The sequence below is a fragment of the Streptomyces sp. UW30 genome (assembly GCF_008042075.1).
Classification (GTDB): domain Bacteria; phylum Actinomycetota; class Actinomycetes; order Streptomycetales; family Streptomycetaceae; genus Streptomyces.
This window is the reverse complement of sequence record NZ_RDBN01000021.1, coordinates 370222-390531: the sequence shown is the minus strand read 5'-3', so window position 1 is coordinate 390531 and position 20310 is coordinate 370222. Positions and strand designations below refer to the sequence as shown.

The 20310-nt window shown below is 69.4% G+C and carries 23 protein-coding genes; 4 read left to right on the top strand and 19 right to left on the bottom strand.

The window, feature by feature from the left end; genetic code table 11:
• Positions 1-106: 106 nt before the first annotated feature.
• The 5 genes from EAO75_RS12160 to EAO75_RS12140 form a co-directional block, all read right to left on the bottom strand.
• Complete coding sequence (locus EAO75_RS12160; protein WP_147995050.1) at positions 107-406, bottom strand: DUF4229 domain-containing protein; 300 nt, start codon at positions 404-406, stop codon at positions 107-109.
• A gap of 75 nt (positions 407-481) precedes the next feature.
• Positions 482-1018: a GNAT family N-acetyltransferase gene (locus tag EAO75_RS12155; RefSeq protein WP_147995049.1), complete on the bottom strand. Its 537-nt coding sequence runs from the start codon at positions 1016-1018 to the stop codon at positions 482-484.
• Positions 1019-1065: 47 nt separating this feature from the next.
• Entirely contained in the window at positions 1066-2229 is a 1164-nt protein-coding gene (gene mqnE, locus EAO75_RS12150) for an aminofutalosine synthase MqnE (RefSeq protein ID WP_147995048.1), read from the bottom strand.
• An 85-nt stretch (positions 2230-2314) separates the two neighbouring features.
• The gene (locus tag EAO75_RS12145) at positions 2315-2770 is read right to left on the bottom strand and encodes an Lrp/AsnC family transcriptional regulator (protein ID WP_147995047.1); all 456 of its coding nucleotides are present in this window, start codon (positions 2768-2770) and stop codon (positions 2315-2317) included.
• Positions 2771-2870: 100 nt separating this feature from the next.
• A complete protein-coding gene (locus EAO75_RS12140; RefSeq protein WP_410092232.1) occupies positions 2871-3503 on the bottom strand; it encodes a UbiX family flavin prenyltransferase in 633 nt (210 codons plus the stop codon).
• A gap of 143 nt (positions 3504-3646) precedes the next feature.
• On the opposite strand from EAO75_RS12140, the gene EAO75_RS12135 reads away from it, so the two are divergent.
• Positions 3647-4264 (top strand): rhomboid family intramembrane serine protease, encoded by a 618-nt coding sequence (locus EAO75_RS12135; protein ID WP_187284405.1) that lies wholly within the window; start codon positions 3647-3649, stop codon positions 4262-4264.
• On the opposite strand, the gene mqnP is transcribed toward EAO75_RS12135, so the two are convergent.
• Together mqnP and EAO75_RS12125 are read right to left on the bottom strand one after the other, a co-directional pair.
• Positions 4261-5163: a menaquinone biosynthesis prenyltransferase MqnP gene (gene mqnP, locus EAO75_RS12130; RefSeq protein WP_147995045.1), complete on the bottom strand. Its 903-nt coding sequence runs from the start codon at positions 5161-5163 to the stop codon at positions 4261-4263. The two genes, EAO75_RS12135 and mqnP, sit on opposite strands and share 4 nt — an antisense overlap.
• Positions 5160-6617, bottom strand: a complete 1458-nt coding sequence (locus EAO75_RS12125; protein WP_147995044.1) for a menaquinone biosynthesis decarboxylase — start codon at positions 6615-6617, stop codon at positions 5160-5162. Before EAO75_RS12125 ends, mqnP begins: the two co-directional genes overlap by 4 nt.
• Positions 6618-6704: 87 nt before the next feature.
• Between EAO75_RS12125 and EAO75_RS12120 the strand changes: the two genes are divergently transcribed.
• Positions 6705-7025, top strand: a complete 321-nt coding sequence (locus EAO75_RS12120) for a PLD nuclease N-terminal domain-containing protein (RefSeq protein WP_147995043.1) — start codon at positions 6705-6707, stop codon at positions 7023-7025.
• 11 nt (positions 7026-7036) lie between these two features.
• Here the strand turns inward: EAO75_RS12120 and EAO75_RS48530 are convergent, their stop codons facing one another.
• Both EAO75_RS48530 and EAO75_RS48525 read right to left on the bottom strand, forming a co-directional pair.
• A complete protein-coding gene (locus tag EAO75_RS48530; protein ID WP_147995042.1) occupies positions 7037-7312 on the bottom strand; it encodes a hypothetical protein in 276 nt (91 codons plus the stop codon).
• Positions 7242-7745 carry a TetR/AcrR family transcriptional regulator gene (locus EAO75_RS48525; RefSeq protein WP_410092231.1) on the bottom strand — a complete coding sequence of 168 codons (504 nt, stop codon included), beginning with the start codon at positions 7743-7745 and terminating at the stop codon, positions 7242-7244. Before EAO75_RS48525 ends, EAO75_RS48530 begins: the two co-directional genes overlap by 71 nt.
• Here EAO75_RS48525 and EAO75_RS12100 point away from each other — a divergent pair.
• Both EAO75_RS12100 and EAO75_RS12095 read left to right on the top strand, forming a co-directional pair.
• Positions 7728-8690 (top strand): isopenicillin N synthase family dioxygenase, encoded by a 963-nt coding sequence (locus EAO75_RS12100; RefSeq protein ID WP_410092254.1) that lies wholly within the window; start codon positions 7728-7730, stop codon positions 8688-8690. The two genes, EAO75_RS48525 and EAO75_RS12100, sit on opposite strands and share 18 nt — an antisense overlap.
• 99 nt (positions 8691-8789) lie before the next feature.
• Positions 8790-10181, top strand: a complete 1392-nt coding sequence (locus tag EAO75_RS12095) for a condensation domain-containing protein (RefSeq protein WP_147995039.1) — start codon at positions 8790-8792, stop codon at positions 10179-10181.
• On the opposite strand, the gene EAO75_RS12090 is transcribed toward EAO75_RS12095, so the two are convergent.
• The 10 genes from EAO75_RS12090 to hemL form a co-directional block, all read right to left on the bottom strand.
• Positions 10178-10597 carry an SRPBCC family protein gene (locus tag EAO75_RS12090; RefSeq protein WP_147995038.1) on the bottom strand — a complete coding sequence of 140 codons (420 nt, stop codon included), beginning with the start codon at positions 10595-10597 and terminating at the stop codon, positions 10178-10180. The genes EAO75_RS12095 and EAO75_RS12090 overlap by 4 nt on opposite strands.
• 38 nt (positions 10598-10635) lie before the next feature.
• Positions 10636-11571 carry a CU044_5270 family protein gene (locus tag EAO75_RS12085; RefSeq protein WP_147995037.1) on the bottom strand — a complete coding sequence of 312 codons (936 nt, stop codon included), beginning with the start codon at positions 11569-11571 and terminating at the stop codon, positions 10636-10638.
• A complete protein-coding gene (locus tag EAO75_RS12080) occupies positions 11568-12173 on the bottom strand; it encodes an RNA polymerase sigma factor (RefSeq protein WP_147995036.1) in 606 nt (201 codons plus the stop codon). The genes EAO75_RS12085 and EAO75_RS12080 overlap by 4 nt, the downstream gene beginning before the upstream one ends.
• Before the next feature lie 76 nt (positions 12174-12249).
• Positions 12250-13350, bottom strand: a complete 1101-nt coding sequence (ccsB, locus tag EAO75_RS12075) for a c-type cytochrome biogenesis protein CcsB (protein ID WP_147995035.1) — start codon at positions 13348-13350, stop codon at positions 12250-12252.
• Positions 13347-15074, bottom strand: a complete 1728-nt coding sequence (locus EAO75_RS12070) for a cytochrome c biogenesis protein ResB (RefSeq protein ID WP_147995034.1) — start codon at positions 15072-15074, stop codon at positions 13347-13349. Before EAO75_RS12070 ends, ccsB begins: the two co-directional genes overlap by 4 nt.
• Positions 15075-15077: 3 nt before the next feature.
• Positions 15078-15851, bottom strand: a complete 774-nt coding sequence (locus EAO75_RS12065; protein WP_187284403.1) for a cytochrome c biogenesis CcdA family protein — start codon at positions 15849-15851, stop codon at positions 15078-15080.
• 1 nt (position 15852) lies between these two features.
• Positions 15853-16455 (bottom strand): TlpA family protein disulfide reductase, encoded by a 603-nt coding sequence (locus EAO75_RS12060; protein ID WP_147995033.1) that lies wholly within the window; start codon positions 16453-16455, stop codon positions 15853-15855.
• A gap of 66 nt (positions 16456-16521) precedes the next feature.
• On the bottom strand, positions 16522-17823 hold the full coding sequence (locus tag EAO75_RS12055; RefSeq protein WP_147995032.1) for a hypothetical protein: 1302 nt from the start codon (positions 17821-17823) through the stop codon (positions 16522-16524).
• 111 nt (positions 17824-17934) lie between these two features.
• Positions 17935-18663, bottom strand: coding sequence for a histidine phosphatase family protein (locus tag EAO75_RS12050; protein WP_261989248.1), 729 nt, complete (start codon positions 18661-18663; stop codon positions 17935-17937).
• Complete coding sequence (gene hemL, locus EAO75_RS12045) at positions 18660-19994, bottom strand: glutamate-1-semialdehyde 2,1-aminomutase (protein ID WP_147995031.1); 1335 nt, start codon at positions 19992-19994, stop codon at positions 18660-18662. The genes EAO75_RS12050 and hemL overlap by 4 nt, the downstream gene beginning before the upstream one ends.
• Positions 19995-20310: the final 316 nt, after the last annotated feature.

Below are 20310 nucleotides of genomic sequence, written 5' to 3'. Positions count from 1 at the left end.
CGAACAGCCGTTCCACCGACGTGGATCCGGACAAGCGTAAGGGGCTGGCCTGCGCGGTTACCGACGGGTCTGGTCGCCGGTACGCGCCGGGGCGGCTTGCGGTGCGCTAGGAGGTCTGACCCTGCGCGCGGGCCGTGTCGTCGGCCACGTCCTCCTGGTTGCGGCTGGCGTCCAGGTTGGCCTTCATCCGGTCGACGCGCTGGACGATCCCGGCGGAGGCGCGGTCGCGTTCTCCCCGCAGGACGACGAAGCTGATCGGGGCCGAGAGCACCAGGGAGAGCAGGACGATCCACATGCCGTTGGAGTCACCGAGGCCGCGCGGGGCGACGCCGGAGTAGACAAGGCCCCAGACGACCACGAGGCAGCCCACGAAGATCCCGAGGCGCATCAGTGTGTAGCGGAGCATCTCAATCCACTCTTCCGATTCCAAAAAGGGCCACTGCCCAGTGAAGCACGGGGGGCCGTCGATCCCACAAGGGGGTCAGGACAGGGTCCGGTGGAGCGGCAGCAGCATGATCACGTCGTCGCGGTCGTCGCCCGGCGCGACCCGGATGGCGTCCGGGATCCGGCCGACCTCCTTGTAGCCGCAGGAGCCGTAGAAGCGCTCCAGGCCGAGGCCGGCCCGGCAGGTGAGCCGGATCGCGTCGATGCCGTCGAAGGTGCGGGCCGACTGCTCGGCGGCGGCCAGCAGGTCGCGGCCGTAGCCCTTGCCCTGGTGCCGGGGGTGCACCTGCACCGTGTACAGCCACACCCAGTGCTTCATCAGCCGGTGCGTGTTGAAGGTGAAGAACGCCGTCGCGGCGACCTCGCCGGCCTCGTCGTGCCCGACCAGCAGCCGGCAGCGCCCTTCGGCCATCGCCACGAAGTGCCGCACCAGCTCCGGCCGGATCTCCTCGCGCGCCACCGGCGGCACGAACCCGACGGCTCCGCCCGCGTTGGAGACATCCGTCCACAGATCGAGGATGCCGTCACGAAGGGCCGGGGTGACGGCAGGGTCGAGAGTGAAAGTAAGGGACACGGGGCCATCGTATGCCTTACGAGCCCCGCGTCCTCGGGTCGATCGGATCACAGCCGCATGGGCTGCGGGGACTCGCGGCGCAGCGGGTCCGGGGCGTCGTACTCGCGGATGATCTCGTAGCGCGTGTTGCGCTCGACCGGGCGGAAGCCCGCGTCCCGGATCAGGTCCAGGAGGTCCTCGCGGGTCAGCTTGTTCGGGGTGCCGAAGTTGTCCGCGTCGTGGGTGATCTTGTACTCGACGACCGAGCCGTCCATGTCGTCGGCGCCGTGCTGGAGGGCCAGTTGGGCGGTCTGGACGCCGTGCATGACCCAGAAGACCTTGACGTGCGGGACGTTGTCGAAGAGCAGACGGGAGACCGCGAAGGTCTTCAGGGCCTCGGCGCCGGTCGCCATCTGGGTGCGGGCCTGGAGGCGGTTGCGTACCTTGCCGTCCTTCATGTCGACGAAGTCGTGCTGGTAGCGCAGGGGGATGAAGACCTGGAAGCCGTTCGTCTCGTCCTGGAGCTCACGCAGGCGCAGGACGTGGTCGACGCGGTGACGCGGCTCCTCGATGTGGCCGTACAGCATGGTGCTCGGGGTCTTCAGACCCTTCTCGTGCGCCAGGCGGTGGATGCGGGACCAGTCCTCCCAGTGGGTGCGGTGGTCCACGATGTGCTGACGCACTTCCCAGTCGAAGATCTCCGCGCCGCCGCCGGTGAGGGATTCGAGCCCCGCGTCGATGAGCTCGTCGAGGATCTCGCTCGCGCTCAGCCCGCTGATCGTCTCGAAGTGGTGGATCTCGGTGGCGGTGAAGGCCTTCAACGACACATGCGGCAGGGCCGCCTTCAGCTCCCGCAGCGAGCGCGGGTAGTAGCGCCACGGCAGGTTCGGGTGCAGGCCGTTGACGATGTGGAGTTCCGTGAGGTTCTCCGCCTCCATCGACTTGGCCAGCTTCACGGCCTCCTCGATGCGCATCGTGTACGCGTCCTTCTCGCCCGGCTTGCGCTGGAAGGAGCAGTACGCGCAGGAGGCCGTACAGACGTTGGTCATGTTGAGGTGACGGTTGACGTTGAAGTGGACCACGTCGCCGTTCTTGCGGGTGCGCACCTCGTGGGCGAGACCGCCGAGCCATGCCAGGTCGTCCGACTCGTACAGCGCGATGCCGTCCTCGCGGGTCAGCCGCTCACCGGCGCGGACCTTCTCCTCCAGCTCGCGCTTGAGCCCGACGTCCATGCGTACACCTCTCTCAGACAGCCTTCGTAAACCGTACTTCCCCCACCCTCCGGGCGGGCGGTGCCCCCCGGACGGCGCTGCGCGCCTAGTACTCCTCGGGCAGCTCGCCCACCCGGTTCTCCCACTTCGTGGAGAGCACGATGGTGGTACGGGTCCGGGACACGCCCGTCGTCCCGCTGAGCCGTCGGATGATCTTCTCCAGGCCGTCCACGTCCGCCGCCCGCACCTTGAGCATGTAGGAGTCGTCGCCCGCGATGAACCAGCAGTCCTCGATCTCGCCCAGGTCCCGCAGGCGGTTCGCCACGTCCTCGTGGTCGGTGGCGTCGGACAGCGAGATGCCGATCAGCGCGGTGACGCCGAGACCGAGCGAGGCGGCGTCGACGGTGGCGCGGTAGCCGGTGATGACGCCGGCCGCCTCCAGCCGGTTGATGCGGTCGGTGACGCTGGGACCCGACAGTCCGACAAGGCGTCCCAGCTCCGCGTAGGAGGCCCGGCCGTTCTCCCTCAGGGCCTGGATGAGCTGCCTGTCCACCGCGTCCATGCGATTCGAAGCCTTCCACTGAAGAGGTCTGACGTACTTGCTGAACTGAGCCTTGAAGTGATGGATTCTGCTGGTACCGCGTGATGCGGTGGCGTGCCGGTCAGGTGGAACGGGCGCCGCCGCCCAGTTCGCCCTTCCAGCGGCGGTAGAGCCGGTGCTCGACGCCCGCCGCGTCCAGGACGCGTCCGGCGACGAAGTCCACCAGGTCCTGGATGTGCGTGGCCCCCGCGTAGAAGGCGGGCGAGGCGGGCACGACGGTCGCACCCGCGTCGTCCAGTGTCACCAGGTGGCGCAGCGTCTGCCCGTTCAGGGGCGTCTCCCGGACGGCGACGACGAGCCCGCGCCCCTCCTTCAGGGTCACGCTCGCCGCCCGCTGCAACAGGTCCTTGGACAGCCCGAGCGCGACCCCGGCGACGCAGGCGGTGGAGGCGGGCACGATCAGCATGCCCTTCGTGGCGTACGACCCCGAGGACGGTCCGGCGGCGAGGTCCCCGGCGTTCCAGTACCGGACGCGCTCGATGTCCGCGTCGAAGGTCCCGGGCTTGCCGTCGGCGCCGCGCGCGAGCCACTCCCGCAGGTCGTCCTGCCAATGGGCGTCCCGGAACGAGATCCCCGTCTCGTCGAGCAGGGTGAGCCGCGACGCCCGGCTGACGACCAGATCGACGCTTTCCCCGGCGGCGAGGAGCGCGCGCAGGACGGCCGCGGCGTATGGGGTGCCGGAAGCGCCGGACACCCCTACGATCCAAGGCGTACGCGCCGTCTCTCCTGGCTTGACTGGGTTCACGACACCGAGCCTATCCGGCGTGGCGGGGTGGGAACCGACCAAGGGGGGCCAGGCGTTCCCGTTTGGGGACGAGTTGGTCGGTGGGGGTTGCCATGCCGGGTGTGTGGAGTGCTGAGCGCGAGTGGTCGCGAGGTGAGCGGGCGCTGACCGCGGCCAAGCTGATGCTGGGCTGGGTGGCGCTGCTGTGGCTGCTGGAAGTGGCCGACGTGATCAGCGGACACGCGCTGGACGGCTTCGGCATCGTCCCGCGCACCCCGTCCGAGCTGGTGGACGTGGTCCCGGCCGCCTTCCTCCACTTCGGCTTCGCCCATGTCGCCGCGAACAGCGTGCCGCTGCTGGTCCTGGGGTTCCTCGCGGCGCTCGGGGGCATACGCCGGTTCGCCGCGCTGTGTGCGCTGATCATCGTCGCGGACGGGCTGGGCGTGTGGCTGATATCCCCGTCCGGCACGAACACCGCGGGCGCCTCCGGCCTGATCTTCGGCCTCTTCGGCTTCCTGCTGGTCACCGGCTTCGTCGAGCGGCGCCCGCTCGGCGTGCTGGCCGGCGTGCTGGTGGCCGCGGTCTGGGGCGGCTCGATCCTGGCGGGCCTCGCCCCGACCCAGTCCGGCGTCAGCTGGCAGGGGCATCTGGTGGGGCTGGTCGCGGGGGTGGCGGCGGCGTTCGTCCTCCGCCGCCGCGAGGCCGGCCCGCGTGCGGAGCTGCCCGTCTAGACGGACAGTCCGCGCACCAGCAGATCGAGCAGCGCGCACACGAACAGGGCGATCCCGATGAACCCGTTGACGCTGAAGAACGCCCTGTTGAGGCGGGACAGGTCATGGGGGCGGACGATCGAGTGCTCGTACAGGAACGCGCCGGCGACGATCAGCAGACCCAGCCAGAAGAAGGCACCCGCGTCGGTGGCTACGGCGTACCAGGCGAACAGCGCCGTGGTGACGGCGTGGCAGACCCGGGCACCCCAGATGGCCGCCGGGATGCCGAAGCGTGCCGGGACCGACATGACGCCGATCTCGCGGTCGGTCTCGACGTCCTGGCAGGCGTAGATCAGGTCGAAGCCGCCGATCCAGACGCCGACGGCGAGGCCGAGGATCACCGCGTCCCAGGACCAGGTGCCGGTGACGGCAAGCCAGCCGCCGACCGGGCCCATCGCCTGGGCGAGACCCAGGATGGCCTGCGGGAAGTTCGTGAAGCGTTTGCCGTAGGGGTAGACCACCATCGGGATCACCGCGATGGGGGCGAGGGCCAGGCACAGCGGGTTCAGCAGGGCCGCCGAGCCCAGGAAGATCACCAGGGCGATCAGGGCGCCGGTCCAGGCGTGCCGTACGGACATCGCGCCCGTCACCAGCTCGCGGTGCGCGGTGCGCGGATTGCGGGCGTCGATCTCGCGGTCGATGATCCGGTTCACGGCCATCGCGAAGGTGCGCAGGCCGACCATGCAGATCGTCACCAGGAGCAGCCGCCCCCAGTGGATGTTCCTGTCCCACTGGAACATCGCGGTGAGCGCGGCGATGTACGCGAAGGGGAGCGCGAAGACCGAGTGCTCGATCATGACGAGGCGCAGGAACGCCTTCGTCCGTCCTGGCTGCGGGATCGCGGCGGAGGCGCTGCTCACAGTCCGTACTCCTTCCAGCGGCGGTCGACCTTCGCCGCCGTCTCCGGGTCGGACTCCACCATGTCGGGCCACCCGCCGTCGCGGGTGTAGCCCTCCTCGGGCCACTTCTTCGTCGCGTCGATCCCCGCCTTGCCGCCCCAGAACTGCTGGTAGGAGGCGTGGTCGAGATGGTCGACGGGACCTTCGACCATCGTCAGGTCGCGGGCGTAGTCGGTGTTGCCGAGTGCCCGCCAGGCGACCTCGTGCAGATCGTGCACGTCACAGTCGGAGTCGACGACCACGATCAGCTTGGTCAGGGACATCATGTGCGCGCCCCAGATCGCGTGCATCGTCTTCTGGGCGTGCTTGGGGTACTTCTTGTCGATCGAGACGATCGCGCAGTTGTGGAAGCCGCCCGCTTCCGGCAGGTGGTAGTCCACGATGTCCGGGACGATGATCTTCAGCAGGGGGAGGAAGAAGCGTTCCGTCGCACGACCCAGGGGCCCGTCCTCCGTCGGAGGCCGGCCTACGACGATCGACTGGAGCAGGGGTCGGCGCCGCATGGTCACGCAGTCGATCTTCAGGGCCGGGAACGGCTCCTGCGGCGTGTAGAAGCCGGTGTGGTCGCCGAAGGGGCCCTCCGGCAGCATCTCCCCCGGCTCCAGCCACCCCTCCAGCACGACCTCGGCCTGCGCCGGTACCTGGAGCGGGACAGTCTTGCAGTCGACCATCTCGATCCGCTTGCCGGCGACGAAGCCGGCGAACAGGTACTCGTCGATGTCACCGGGGAGCGGGGCGGTGGACGCGTAGCTCACGGCGGGCGGACATCCGAAGGCGATGGCGACCGGCAGCCGCTCACCCCTCCTCGCCGCGACCTGGTAGTGGTTGCGGCTGTCCTTGTGGATCTGCCAGTGCATGCCGATCGTGCGCTTGTCGTGGCGCTGGAGGCGGTACAGACCGAGATTCCGTACGCCGGACTCCGGGTCCTTGGTGTGGGTGAGGCCCAGGTTGAAGAAGGAGCCGCCGTCCTTGGGCCAGGTGAACAGGGCCGGCAGCCGGTCGAGGTCGACCTCGTCGCCCTGCAGCACGACCTCCTGCACCGGCGCGTCGGACGACTTCACCTTCTTCGGCGGCACGTGCGTCATCGAGCCGAGCTTCCCGAAGGCCTCGCGCACCCCGACGAACCCGTGCGGCAGCTCGGGCTTGAGCAGCCCGCCGATCTTGTCGGAGATGTCGCCGTAGGACTTGAGCCCCAGGGCCTTCAGCAGTCGCCGGTCGGTGCCGAAGACGTTCATCGCGAGGGGCATCGAGGAGCCCTTCACGTTCTCGAAGAGCAGCGCGGGACCGCCGGACTTCTGCACCCGGTCGACGATCTCCCCGACCTCCAGATACGGATCGACCTCAGCCTTGATGCGCTTGAGGTCGCCCTCGCGCTCCAGCGCCCTGAGCAGGGAACGAAGATCGTCGTAAGCCATGGGGTCAAGTATCCCCGAGCGGCTACCCTGGCCATTGACCCGGGGGCCGTGCCCCCGGCCCGACAACCGTTTCGCTGGAGAGGGCCCATGCTCCGGGTGCTGATGTTCCTCGTGCCACTGGCGCTGAGCGTGTACGCGTTCATCGACTGCATCAGCACGAAGGAGGACGACATCCGCCACATGCCCAAGCCGCTGTGGGCGATCCTCGTGCTGGTGTTCCCGCTGGTCGGCTCGATCTCCTGGCTGATCGCGGGCAAGAAGCGCAGCCCCGCCGCGGAGGGCTGGTCCGGCGTGCGGGACCGCCGTCAGCAGCAGTGGGTCGCGCCGGACGACAACCCGGAGTTCCTGAAGTCGCTGGACGAGGACGACGACAGGAAGAAGGACGACAAGAGGGACGACGGGCAGTAGCCCACGCCCGTTCAGCTGTCATCGTCGGCCCACGGGTCGATCTCCTTCAGGCACAGCGAGATCGACTTGTTCCCGTCGTCGTCCGACCAACTGCGCACCGAACCGCCGTAACACTCGGGATCGTCCAGCACCTGGTACGTGTCGTCCCACGGCACGGGCAGGTTGCACGGCTCGACGTACGCGCTGCCTTGTCCGGAGTCCTCGATACGGACGCAGTCACCGGCCTTCGCCTCGAAGATGTCCTGCGAGTAGAGCGTGAGGTAGAGGACGAGCGCGATGGCCCCCAATCCCCCGAGCCATCCGCCGAGATCGCTGTTGTTCTTCTTGGGCTTCGGCTTGGGCTTCGGCGCGGGCTTGGGCTTCGGCTTCGGCTTCGGTGCGGGCTTGGGCGCCGGCTTCGGTTTCGGTTTCGGCTGTACCCGCGGCTTCTCCGGAGCGCTCCCCTCCGCCTTCGGCGCGACCCACTGCTGCTGACGGCGGTCCCGCACGCCGGACCAGCCCTCCGCGGCGGGGCTGCGCTTCTTGCCCGCGATCGGCGGCGTGTGGGTGCTCCTGGATGAAGGCGAGGTAGGCGCGCACGAGGGCGCGGACGCCGTCCTTGGCGGTGTCGGCGCCCTGCAGGGCCGTGATCCCGTCGCCCAGCAGCCGGCTCAGCCAGCGGTGCGAGAGTGCGAGGGTGAGGCCGTCGATGCTGCCGAAGTGGTGGTACAGGCTGCCCATGCTGACGCCGCTGGCCTTGGTGACGGCGCTGACGGTGAGGCCCGCACCGCCATCGCCCGCACCGTCGACGAGGCCCTGCGGACCGCCGGGTTCCTCCTGGTCACCGGCCACGGCGTGGACCCGTCCCTGCGCTCCCGCATCCGCGTGGCCGCGCGCACCTTCTTCACGCTCCCCGCCGAGGCCAAGCAGGCGTACGCGGTGAAGGTCGGCGGACGCGGCTGGCTCGGGCCGGGCGCGGAGGCCAACGGGTACTCGGAGGGCACCGAGACCCCGCCGGATCTGAAGGAGTCGCTGAGCTTCGCGACGCACGAACCCTTCGACGACCCGGCGGTCAACGCCGAGTGGTACGCGCCGAACGTCTGGCCGGCCGAGGTGCCCGGACTGCGGCCACTGTGCGAGGAGTACCTCGCACGGATGGGCGAGCTGGAGAACCGGCTCCTCTCCCTGCTCGGCGAGGCGCTCGGCGTCGAACCCGACTTCTTCACCCGACACATGGACCACCCGACGTACGGCTTCAACATCAACTGGTATCCGGCGCGGGAGGTGCTCGGTGAGCCGGAGCCCGGCCAGTTCCGCATCGGCCCGCACACCGACTTCGGCACGGTCACGATCCTCGACCGACAGGCGGGCAGGGGCGGCCTGCAGGTCTACACCGACGACGGCGGCTGGGAGGACGCTCCGTTCGACCCGGAGGCGTTCACCATCAACATCGGCGACCTGATGGCCCGTTGGACGGGCGACCGGTGGCGGTCGGGCCGGCACCGGGTGCTGCCGCCGCCCGCGGACGCGCCCGCCGAGGAGCTGATGTCGCTCGTGTACTTCGGCGAGTGCACGCCCGGCACGCTCGTGGAGTCCGTGCCGGCTCCGGTGGGCCGGGTGGCGTACGAGCCGTTCGACTCGCATGTGTACCTGCGTCGGCAACTGGACTCGATCACCGTCGACTGAGCCCCCCGCCGATCACCGAACCGTTTCTGAGGAAGGGTTGCCTCGTTGGGCGGGATACCACCCTTTCGGGTGTGTCCCCCGCCGCGAATGGAGCCGCCCGTGCGAATGACTGACATCCAGCGCTGCGAGGTCCGGCCCGGACGACTCGTCGAATGGACGTTCAGTCCGGCGGCTGTCGCGACGGCGTCAGGCCTGCCGGAGGACGCACGGCCACCGGCGTACATCCAGGAGTCGCACATCAGGACCGCCCGGTCCGTGCGCGAGGACGGCCTGTTCGTACCGACCTGGCTCGGTACCGCCTTCGACCTCCCGGGCCGGGCCGACCTCGACGCGCTGGAGGTGGCCCTGCGCGGCTGGACGCTCAGGCACGAGACGCTGCGCAGCGGGTTCCGCTGGTCCGGCGAATCCGGCGACGAGATGCGCCGGTTCACGCTCGACGCCGACGCCGTGTCCCTGCACCGCACGGTGGTCGGCGACTTCACCGACCCGGCCGCCCTCGTCCGCCACCTCCAGGACCGCTTCGACGTCACGGCGGACGCGCTGCGCTGGCCCAACTTCATCTACACGGCCGTCGTCCGGGACGACTCCACCAGCGTGTACATGGCCTTCGACCACAGCAACGTCGACGCCCACTCCATCCACCGCATCGCCGCCGAGATCCACGAGCTCTACGCGGCGCAGCTCGCGGGCGAGGCCCTGGAACCGGCGCCGGCCAGCAGTTACGTCGACTTCTGCGAGATCGAGCGGACGGACGCCGACCGGATCGACGACGGCCACGAGATCGTCGCGCGCTGGCGGGAGTTCATCCGCCGCTGCGACGGCAGGCTGCCGAACTTCCCCGTCGACCTCGGCCTCGACCCCGAGGCCGGCCTGCCCGCCCAGACGCTGCTGCGCGAGGAGCTCACCGACGCGGACACCGCCGCCGCGTTCGAGGCGTACTGCCGTCCCTACGGCGGCAGTTCGGTCGGCATCCTGGCCGCCACCGCCCTGATCGTCCACGACATCGGCGGACAGTCCGTCTACCGCACCGTCGTGCCGTTCCACACCCGGGCGAAGTCGCGCTGGTCCGACTCCGTGGGCTGGTACGTCGGCGGCGCACCCATCGAGATCCCCGTGGAGCAGGCGTACGACCTGCCCAGCGCCCTGCGGACGGTGCGCGCCGCCCTGCACGCCGGCCGGCCGCTGGCCCGCATGCCGCTCGCCCGGGTGCTCCACCTGCTCGGCGCGGACTTCCGCCCCACGTCACCCGACCTGTACTCGATCGTCTCCTACGTCGACACCCGGGGCATCGCCGGATCCGGACAATGGACCGAGCAGAAGGCGTACGGCCTGATCAGGGTGTCGTACGGCGACCAGGTGTGCGCCTGGGTGACCCGGCTGCACGAGGGCCTGTGGCTCGCCAGCCGCTACCCGGACACCGACGTCGCGCAGAAGAACATGCGGCTGTACGTGGAGCGGCTCCGGGACGTCATCGCCTCGACCGTCCGTTAGGCCGAGGGGCCCTTTCCGGAGCCGTCGTCCAGGACCTCGATCAGCCTCTCGAAGCGGGCCCGCCAGCGCTGCTCCGTCTCCGCCTCGCCCTGGAACTCGTGGGTGAAGCGGAGCGCGGCGCCCCGCTCGCCGTCCCGTTCCAGGTGGAACCGGATCCGGCCGCCGTCCACCGTGTACTCGGCGACCCGGTCCACGTCCCAGGCGGTGATCTGCCCGCTGCCGAAGTCGCGCAGGTCGACCTCGCCGCCGAGGCGCGGTTCGAGGGTGTCGACCGGAGTGCACCAGGACGTGAGCCCTTCCGGGGTCGCGAGGCAGGGCCAGACGGCGTCCATGGACCGGGGAAACCGCACCAGGAAGTGCAGGATGTGCGTGTTCCCGTGGGTCTGGCTGATGCCCTGTTCTATGGAACCGGTCATGACACCAGCCTGACCCCGCCGGGGCCCAAACGCACCTGTTACGGGCGCTGACCTGCGCGATCGACGATCGCCCGGTCCAGGATCGCGGTGTTGCCGGTGACCTGGCCCTTCTTGATGTCCGAGTAGTCGTCGGTGGCCACCGAGCGCTCGCCGAGGAACTCATGGGTCTTCGCGTCGAAGATCCACTCGTCCCGGGTCGGGTTGTCGGGGTCGTCCCGGGTGATCGCGACGCCGCGKCGGCCGGCCGCGTCCACGACGTTCTCGACCACCTTCACGCCGGGGATCCGCGCGACCGCACGGAAGAGCGCCGCCGCCTGCTCCGGCGGCACCAGCGCGTCCCGGATCAGGTCGCCGACCAGCACGAACATGGCCTGATGAAGCTCCTGGCCGCTGTTGCCGGGGCCCACCCTCTCCAGCCACTCGTACATCTCGTCCGGGTCGGTGGGGAGCGTGGCGAGGTGGCGGTAGTTGGTCGAGACGTCGTAGCCGGGCTTGCCCGGGGCCGGGTCGGGGTCGGTGGACCACTGCCCGCGTCCGGCCTCCCGGACCAGCCCCTTGCGGGTGCCGTCCACGGACGTCCACTGCTCCGAGCGGTGCAGCGGCTGGATCACCGTCTTCTTCCCCTCCTCGTACCCCGCGTACGACACCTTGCTGTCGACGTACACGAACTGGTCGTCACGGATCTCGCCGTACGCGCCACCCGCGTCCTCGGCCGCCAGCGCGATGTCCTCCAGCACCGACACGGCGGTCTTGCCGGGCCGCTGAGCGCTCGCACCGCCGCCGGAGCCGGACGACGGCAGGACGACGAACGTGACCGCGGCCGCGGTGACGACGGCGGCCGCGGCGAGCGCGGGGCGCAGCCACCTGGCGCCGGGGCGTGCGGGTTCTTCTTCGCGCCGGATCTCGGCCATCAGATGCTCCTTGAGGAGTCGGTGACGGCCCGGCGGAAGGTCGTGTTCAGGAAGCTGGCTCATCGGTTTCCCTCCTTCGTGGGCCCGACCGCGGTGCCGCGGTCACCGTTCATCTGTCCGCCCTGGTGAGGCGGTTCCATATATTTCGCCAGCTTTGTCCGCGCACGAGAAAGCCGTGATCGTACGGTCCCGACGGGCACCCCGAGCGCCTCCGCGGCCGCCCGGTAGTCCAGGCCCGACCACACGCACAGCGCCAGCACCTCGCGCTCGGCCCGCCTCAGCTCGGCCAGCGCGGTGCGTACGAGGGCCAGTTGCGCGGCGTCGTCGATGCGGTCCGCGACCTCGTCGGCGAAGTCCCGTACCGACTCGTCACGCGGCAGGCGGGCGACGGCGGCCACGTGTCTTCGGGTCGCGCGGCGGAGGTTGCGTGTGACGTTGGTGGCGATGCCCAGCAGCCAGGGGCGCGGCGAGCCGCCCTCCTCGTCGAGCCGCTCGCGCAGCCGCCAGGCCTCCAGGAAGGTCAGCGAGACGACGTCCTCGGCCGTCGACCACTCCCCGGTGAGCCGGAAGGCGTGGTTGTAGACGGAGCGTGCGTACGCGTCGAAGAGCTCAGCGAATGCGCCGTGATCCCCCGCGCGGATGCGTTTCCGCAGATTCGTATCCACTCCCCCTACCTGTCCGCACGACAAAGGCCGGTTCCCATGACACAGGTCACAGGAACCGGCCTTCGCGGCAAGGGACTTACACCCCGGCGTACGAGTGCTTGCCGGAGACGAAGATGTTCACGCCGTAGTAGTTGAACAGCCAGCAGCCGAAGGCGATGAGGGCCAGGTAGGCGGCCTTGCGGCCCTTCCAGCCGGCCGTGGCGCGGGCGTGCAGGTAGCAGGCGTAGGCGACCCAGGTGATGAAGGACCAGGTCTCCTTGGGGTCCCAGCCCCAGTACCGGCCCCAGGCGTCGCCCGCCCAGATGGCGCCCGCGATGATCGTGAACGTCCACAGCGGGAAGACGGCGGCGTTGACGCGGTAGGAGAACTTGTCGAGGGACGCCGCGGCGGGCAGCCGGTCGAGGACGGAGTTGGCGAAGCGGCCGGGGGTGCCGCCGCCGGCCAGCTTGTTCTCGTAGCTGTCCTTGAAGAGGTAGAGCAGCGTGGAGACGGCACCGACGTAGAAGACCGCGCCGCAGAAGATCGCCGTGGAGACGTGGATGTACAGCCAGTACGAGTGAAGGGCGGGAACCAACTGGTCGCTGGCGGTGTACAAGACAGTGACGGCGAGGCCGAGATCGAGGAGGACCGTGGTGATCAGGAACAGCCCGAGCCAGCGCACGTTCTTCTTCAGCGCGAGCAGCGCCAGGTACACCCCGACGGCGACCGTGGAGAAGGTGATGTTGAACTCGTACATGTTGCCCCACGGCGCCCGCTGCACCGACAGAGCCCGCGTGAGCACACCGCCGAACTCGATCAGGAAGGCGAGGACGGTGAGGGAGATGGCGATACGCCCGTAGAGGTCGCCCTGAGCGTCCCCGCCATGCGCGCCGGGCCCGTCCGGCACGTCCCGCTGCCCGGCCGTGGCCCGCACGACGACCTTCGGCCGCTCCAGTACGGCGGTGGAGCCGCCCTTCTTCACGGTGACGGCGGGCGCGGCGGCCTTGGCGGCCTTCGCCGGGGTGAGCGCGGCGGCCGTGCGGCCGACCTTGCTGCGGCTGCCGAGGAGCCATTCGGCGATGTAGGCGAAGAAGGCCAGGGTGTAGACGGCCATCGACGAGTAGATCAGCGTGTTGCTGATACTGGCGAGGTTCTCGTTGGTGGCGGCGGCCAGATCGGTTGCGGCGGCGAGAGTCACTTCTCAGCCCCTTCAGCGGGTACGACTTGGGGGTCGGGGGAAGCTTCGGAATCTGCGGGGTCGTCGTCGGGGTCGGGAGCCCCCGGCGCCTGCTCGTACAGGATCCCGGCGAGGTCGCCGAGTTCCTCGGGCACCTTGGCGGACTCGCTGCGACCGAGGCCGGCCATCTCGACGACCGTGATGCCGTCGGTGCCGGCGGTGGCCCGCACCCAGACGCGGCGGCGCTGGATGAAGAGGGAGGCGGCGAGGCCGAAGATCGCGGCGAGGGAGCCCGCGAGCGCCCACCCACTGGCGGGCTGGCGGGCGACCTGGAAGCCGGCCCACTCCTTGATGCCCTTCTCGAAGGTGATCGAGCCGGCGCCGTTCGGGAGCTTCATGGTCTCGCCCGGGTTCAGGTTCTCCCGGAGCTGCGCGCCCTTGGAGTCCTTGAAGCCCTTCAGGTTCTTCTTGTTGAGCTGGTACACGCTCTGTGGCAGCCCCGCGTTGACGCCGAGGTCGCCGTGGTAGGCCTCCAGGTTCAGGACCGGGTTCAGCAGCGCGGGGAACTGTGAGGAGAGTTCGTTGCCCTTGACATAGCTGGGCAGGAAGAAGGCCTGGAAGCCCAGCTGGTCCCACTTGCCCTTGGCGTCGCGGTAGTCGTCCATGACCTTGACCGCACCGGTGGAGGTGACGTTGCCGTCCAGCGGGAGGAGGGGCACGGCGTCGTGGAAGACGACCTTGCCCCTGCCGTCGCGGACCGTGATGACGGGGGCGTAGCCGTGGCTGACGAGGTAGACCTTCGAGTCGCCGATCTCCAGCGGCTCGTTGACCTTGACGGTGGTCTTCTCGTCCTTGCCCTCGGCGCCCACGCTGTAGGTGATGTCGGCCTGGTAGGTGCGCGGGGTGCCGCGGTTGGGGCCGGTCGCCTCGTAGGTGCCCTTGAAGTTCTTCAGGGTGAAGCTGAACGGGTCCAGGTCGTCCTGGGAGAAGAGGCTGCCGGACTTGAAGTCGTCGTACTGGGTGAGCGTGTTGGAGAACCCGTCGCCCTCGACGACCAGCTTGTTGCCCTCGGACTTGAACAGCTGGCCCCAGGCGAAGGCGATCAGCATCACGATCAGCGCGATGTGGAAGGCGAGGTTGCCGACCTCGCGCAGATAGCCCTTCTCGGCGGCGACGGCGTCACCCGTGAGATGGGCGCGGAAGCGGCGCTTCTTCAGCAGGGCGAGCGCGGCCTCGCGGATCTGCTCGGGCTCGGCCTCGGTGCGCCAGGTGGTGTAGGCGGGCAGCCGGGTCAAGCGCCTCGGGGCGCCCGGCGGACGGCCGCGCAGCTGGCCGACGAACTGCCAGGTGCGCGGGACGATGCAGCCGATGAGGGAGACGAACAGCAGGATGTAGATCGCGGAGAACCACACCGAGCTGTAGACGTTGAAGAGGCCGAGCTTGTCGTAGATCGGGGCGAGTGTCTCGTGCGCCTGGCGGAACTCGGCGACCTTCGTGTCGTCGATGCCGCTCTGCGGGATGAGCGAGCCGGGGATCGCACCGAGCGACAGCAGCAGGAGCAGCAGCAGCGCGACCCGCATCGAGGTGAGCTGCCGCCAGAACCAGCGGGCCCAGCCGATGACGCCCAGGGAGGGCAGGTTGGGTGCGTCCTCGGTGGGGGCGGTGGAGAGCTGGGAGCCGGCGGCGCCCAGGTCGTCCTGGCCCTCGGGGGCGGCCGGGGCGGCCTTGTCGGTCGTGTTGCTCATCGATCAGATCCCCACAGTGAAGCCGTTGGACCAGACCTGCATCTCCTGCACGATGCGGTCCCAGGCACCGGTCAGCAGCAGCACACCGGTCACGATCATCATGGTGCCGCCGATCCGCATGACCCAGACATAGTGGCGCTTGATCCAGGCGAAGGCGCCGAGCGCCTTGCGGAAGGCTACGGCAGTGACGACGAACGGAATGCCCAGACCGAGGCAGTAGGCGACGGTCAGTATGGCGCCGCGTCCGGCGCTGGCCTCGTTGATGGCGAGGGTCTGCACGGAGGACAGGGTCGGGCCGATGCACGGCGTCCAGCCGATGCCGAAGAAGGCACCGAGGAGGGGGGCGCCGGCGAGTCCGGTGGCGGGCCTGGTGTGGAAGCGGAACTCCCGCTGGGTCAGCCAGGGCATCATGCCCATGAAGAAGACGCCCATCAGGATCATGAGGACGCCGAGGATCTTGGTCAGGACGTCCCGGTTCTCCTGGAGGGTCGAGCCCCAGTAGCCGAACAGCGCCCCGCCGGAGACGAACACGACGGTGAAGCCGAGCACGAAGAGGGAGGCACCGGCGACCATCCGCCAGCGCCGGGTCTCGGCCAGGTCGGTGCCGCTGACTCCGGTGACGTAGGAGAGATAGCCCGGGACGAGCGGCAGGACGCACGGGGAGAAGAAGGAGACGAGGCCGCCGAGCACGGCGATCGGGAGCGCGAGCAGCAGGGCGCCGTGCATCACGGTGCCGTTGTAGCCCGCGCCCTCGGCGAGCGTGGTCAGTGCGCTCACGTCACTTCTCCGCGAGGACGGGCTTGATCATGCTGCGCAGGGTGTCCTCGCCGAGGGGCATCAGCGCGCGGGCCGCGATCCTGCCCTGCCGGTCGATGACGAGCGTGGAGGGGATCGCCTGCGGGTTCAGCGTGCCCTTGTCGAAGCGGAGCATCTGCTTGCCCGTGGGGTCGTACAGGCTCGGGTAGCTGACCCCGAACTCCTTCTCGAAGGCCTTCGCCGGGGTGGTGCTGGTGTCCCGGGTGTTGATGCCGACGAACTCGACGCCCTGGCCCTTGACGTCCTCGTAGACGGTCTGGAAGTTCTTCGCCTCCGCCCGGCAGGGTGGGCACCAGGATCCCCATACGTTGATGACGAGGACCTTGCCCTTGTAGTCGGCGGTGCTGAGCTGCTTGCCGTCGATGGTCTGGCCGGACAGCTCGGGCGCCGTGGCGCGCTTGCCGTGCGCGGCGGTGTCGATGCCGTTGCTGCCGGTGACGAAGTTGGTGTCGCCGCCGCCACCGGACGTACCGCCCGAACCGCACGCGGAAAGGGTCAGCGCGGCGACTGCGGCGCTGGTGACGGCGAGCAGGGCTGTACGGCTACGGGCGCGACGGGCACTCATGTGAAAAGTTTCGCATGCCCGTTCCGGGGATCTTGCGCACCCCCCTCCCGGGCGTAAACGCGCATTTCAGGCGGCGTTTTGGGTGTTGTCCGCGGAGTTCGTGGAGGAGCCCGTGGAGCCGCCCTTCATGAAGGCGTTCCAGCCGCCGGCCGGCGCCTGCCCGACCTCCAGAGTGCGCAGCTTGTCCAGAACGTCCGGCTTCTGTACGTCCATCCAGTCCACGAACTGCCGGAAGGAGACGAGCCGGACGTCGCCGCCCTTCTCCTTCTCCCGTGCGATGTGCTTGAGGGCCTCCTCGACGGCGTCCATGTAGATGCCGCCGTTCCACTGCTCGAAGTGGTTGCCTATGAAGAAGGGTGCGCGGTTTGTCTCATATGCCCGCTTGAATCCCTGGATGTACGCCTGCGCCGACTGCTCACGCCAGCCCGGGTAGTTGTGGCTGGGTGCGTTCGTGGAGTTGACCGACTGGTTGGCGAGCATGTTGTAGTCCATGGACAGGACCTCGAACGAACGTCCGGGGAAAGGTATCTGCTGCAACGGCAGATCCCACAGCCCCTGCTTCTTCGTCGGCCACACCTGACGGCCGCCGGGCGAGGAGGCGTCGTAGCGCCAGCCGAGCTCGCGGGCGGTGGGCAGCAGGTTGTCCTGGCCGAGGAGGCAGGGCGTGCGGCCGCCGACGAGCTCCTTGTCGTAGTCGAAGGGCAGGGACGGCAGATCGGTCCAGCCGGAGTTCGTCCGCCACTCCTTGACGAAGGACTTGGCCTGGTCGATCTCGCTGCGCCACTGCTTCGGGGTCCAGTTGCCGACGGTCCCGGTGCCGCCGCAGAAGTGGCCGTTGAAGTGGGTGCCTATCTCATGGCCGTCGAGCCAGGCCTGACGCACGCCCTTCAGGGTCGCCTTGATGTGGTCGTCGGTGAGGTAGCCGATGTCGGAGGCGCCGCGCGGGTTGTTCGGCGGGTCGTAGAGCCGCTTCTTGCTCTCGGGCAGCACATACAGCCCCGAGAGGAAGAAGGTCATGTGCGCCTCGTGCTCCTTGGCGAGCTCCAGGAAGCGCGGGAAGAGGCCGTTGCCGACCTCGCCGGCGCCGTCCCAGGAGAAGATCACGAACTGCGGCGGCTCCTGGCCGGGCTCCAACGGCTGCGGCTTGCCGGGCTGGCCCGGCTGCTTGCCGGTGTAGGAGGTGGAGCCGTCGCCTATGGGGCGGGCGCGGTTGGTCTGGGTGCCGGGCTTGTTTCCTGCGCCGTCCGCGGAACCTCCAGACCCGTTCGAGCCATCTGATGCGGTGAGGGTCCCGCACCCCGCGAGTCCGAGGCCGGCGGCCGCTCCGGCACCGAGTCCGATGGCTCCCCTTCGGCTGAAGTTGCGCATTGCTGCCCCGTCCGTCGTGCTTGCTCTGGTGGTCACCCAGTCAGAGGGCACGACGAACGAGGAGGTTCCTCCCGATCACGGAGGATTCGCAACAAATGTCACAAACGTGTCTTAGGCGCCGAAGGCCTTGTCCTTCCCCTTCACCGGCTTGGCGCCGGCGCGGAGGTGGGCGGGCACGAGATCGATGGCGGGCTCGGTGTAGCCGACGGACACGATCTTGTCGCCCTGGTACGTGAAGGTCGTCAGGGACGCCAGCGTGCACTGCCGCTTGCGCGGGTCGTGCCACAGCCGCCGCCGCTCGACGTAGCTGCGCACGATCCAGATCGGCAGCTGATGGCTGACCAGCACGGCCTCGTGCCCGCGCGCGGCGTCCTTGGCGGCGTCCAGCGCGCCCATCATGCGGATGACCTGGTCGACGTACGGCTCGCCCCAGGACGGCCTGAACGGGTTGACGAGATGCTTCCAGTTCGCCGGCTTCTTCAGGGCGCCGTCGCCGACGCCGAAGGTCTTGCCCTGGAAGACGTTGCCGGCCTCGATGAGTCGGCCGTCGGTCGCGAGGTCCAGCCCGTGCGCCTTGGCGATCGGCGTCGCGGTCTCCTGCGCCCGCTCCAGCGGGGAGGCGCAGACGTACGTGACGTCGCGGGGGGCGAGGTGCTCGGCGACCCGGTCGGCCATCTGCCGGCCGAGCTCGGACAGGTGGTAGCCCGCGAGACGGCCGTAGAGGATCCCGTCCGGGTTGGCCACCTCGCCGTGCCGCAGGACGTGGACGACGGTGATGTCGCCGTCGTCGGTCGGGGCGCCGTCGTTCATGGTGGTCTCGGTCATGGGGTTGTCGGTCATGCCGCCGTGGCCTCCGCCGCCGCTCGGGCCGCCGCCGGGAGGGCGTCGGCGATGCGCTGGACCGCCTGCTCGTCGTGTGCCGTGGACACGAACCAGGACTCGAAGGACGAGGGCGGCAGATAGACGCCCTGCGCCAGCATCGAGTGGAAGAAGGCGGTGAAGCGGAAGGATTCCTGCCGCTTGGCGTCCTCGTAGTTGCGGACCTCACGGTCGGTGAAGAAGACCGAGAACATGTTGGAGGCGTTCTGCAGCCGGTGCGCGACGCCTTCCTTGGTGAGAGCCTCGGTGACGAGGGTCTGGACGGTCTGCGACACCGCGTCGACCTTGTCGTAGGCGGCCTGGTCGAGGAGCCGCAGCTGGGCGAGTCCCGCGGCGGTGGCGATCGGGTTCCCGGACAGGGTGCCCGCCTGGTACACGGGGCCGGCCGGCGCGAGGTGGGCCATCACATCGGCGCGACCGCCGAAGGCCGCGGCCGGGAAGCCGCCTCCCATCACCTTGCCGAACGTCATGAGGTCGGGCTCGACCCCGTCGACGCCGTACCAGCCGGCGCGGCTGGTCCTGAAGCCGGTCATGACCTCGTCGGAGATGAACAGGGCGCCGTTCTTGTGGCAGGCGTCCTTCAGGCCCTGGTTGAAGCCGGGCAGCGGCGGGACGACGCCCATGTTGCCGGGCGAGGCCTCCGTGATGACGCAGGCGATCTCACCGGGGTGGCGGTGGAAGGCCTCGTGCACGGACTCCAGGTCGTTGTACGGCAGGACGATGGTGTCGCCGGCCTGGGCGCCGGTGACGCCGGGCGTGTCGGGAAGGGCGAAGGTGGCGACGCCCGACCCGGCGGCGGCGAGCAGCGAGTCGACGTGCCCGTGGTAGCAGCCGGCGAACTTGATCACCTTGGTCCGCCGGGTGAACCCGCGGGCGAGCCGGATGGCGGACATGGTGGCCTCGGTGCCGCTGGAGACGAGCCGCACCTGCTCCAGCGGGGCGATCCGGTCGGTCATCTCCTCGGCGAGCGCGACCTCGCCCTCACCGGGCGTACCGAAGGACGTACCGCGGGACACCGCGTCCTGGACGGCCGCGATCACGTCCGGCTGGGAGTGCCCGAGGATCATGGGTCCCCAGGAGCAGACGAGGTCGACGTACTCACGCCCGTCGGCGTCGGTCAGGTACGGACCGGTGCCGGACACCATGAACCGGGGCGTACCGCCCACGGCGCGGAAGGCGCGCACCGGGGAGTTCACGCCGCCCGGCGTGACGGCGGCCGCACGGTCGAACAGAGCCTGCGAGGCAGGCGCATCGTATGGATAGGGCGTTCCTGAAGAGGGCGCTTCGCTCATGGCCTGCGACTACTCCGACCTTCTCTGACCTACTCCGATGATCTCGGACTCCGGTTGCCAGTGACCTCCTCAGGGTAGGCCAGAGGGCGACGACGACAGCGGGGCGCTACCGCCCGGGGAACCGGTCACCCGGTCCTCCCCCGCCCCTGGCCCGCCGAAACCGTCACCTCTCCGTGAATCTGCGAGACTGGACGTGATACACACAGCTCATGCGGGGCGTGGTGGTCGGGGACTGAAAAGATCCCGCGGACAGGTGTTTCAGCGCACGTTTCGGCGGGCGGCCGTGGGGGAGGTCACTGACACGATGATCGGGTTG

Excerpts from the sequence above, each read along its gene's own strand:
- EAO75_RS12160 (WP_147995050.1), bottom strand. The coding sequence starts at position 406 with ATGCTCCGCTACACACTGATGCGCCTCGGGATCTTCGTGGGCTGCCTC.
- mqnE (WP_147995048.1), bottom strand. The coding sequence starts at position 2,229 with ATGGACGTCGGGCTCAAGCGCGAGCTGGAGGAGAAGGTCCGCGCCGGT.
- EAO75_RS12145 (WP_147995047.1), bottom strand. The coding sequence starts at position 2,770 with ATGGACGCGGTGGACAGGCAGCTCATCCAGGCCCTGAGGGAGAACGGC.
- EAO75_RS12135 (WP_187284405.1), top strand. The coding sequence starts at position 3,647 with ATGCCGGGTGTGTGGAGTGCTGAGCGCGAGTGGTCGCGAGGTGAGCGG.
- EAO75_RS12125 (WP_147995044.1), bottom strand. The coding sequence starts at position 6,617 with ATGGCTTACGACGATCTTCGTTCCCTGCTCAGGGCGCTGGAGCGCGAG.
- EAO75_RS12120 (WP_147995043.1), top strand. The coding sequence starts at position 6,705 with ATGCTCCGGGTGCTGATGTTCCTCGTGCCACTGGCGCTGAGCGTGTAC.
- EAO75_RS48525 (WP_410092231.1), bottom strand. The coding sequence starts at position 7,745 with ATGGGCAGCCTGTACCACCACTTCGGCAGCATCGACGGCCTCACCCTC.
- EAO75_RS12090 (WP_147995038.1), bottom strand. The coding sequence starts at position 10,597 with ATGACCGGTTCCATAGAACAGGGCATCAGCCAGACCCACGGGAACACG.
- EAO75_RS12070 (WP_147995034.1), bottom strand. The coding sequence starts at position 15,074 with ATGAGCAACACGACCGACAAGGCCGCCCCGGCCGCCCCCGAGGGCCAG.
- EAO75_RS12060 (WP_147995033.1), bottom strand. The coding sequence starts at position 16,455 with ATGAGTGCCCGTCGCGCCCGTAGCCGTACAGCCCTGCTCGCCGTCACC.
- EAO75_RS12055 (WP_147995032.1), bottom strand. The coding sequence starts at position 17,823 with ATGCGCAACTTCAGCCGAAGGGGAGCCATCGGACTCGGTGCCGGAGCG.
- EAO75_RS12050 (WP_261989248.1), bottom strand. The coding sequence starts at position 18,663 with ATGACCGACAACCCCATGACCGAGACCACCATGAACGACGGCGCCCCG.
- hemL (WP_147995031.1), bottom strand. The coding sequence starts at position 19,994 with ATGAGCGAAGCGCCCTCTTCAGGAACGCCCTATCCATACGATGCGCCT.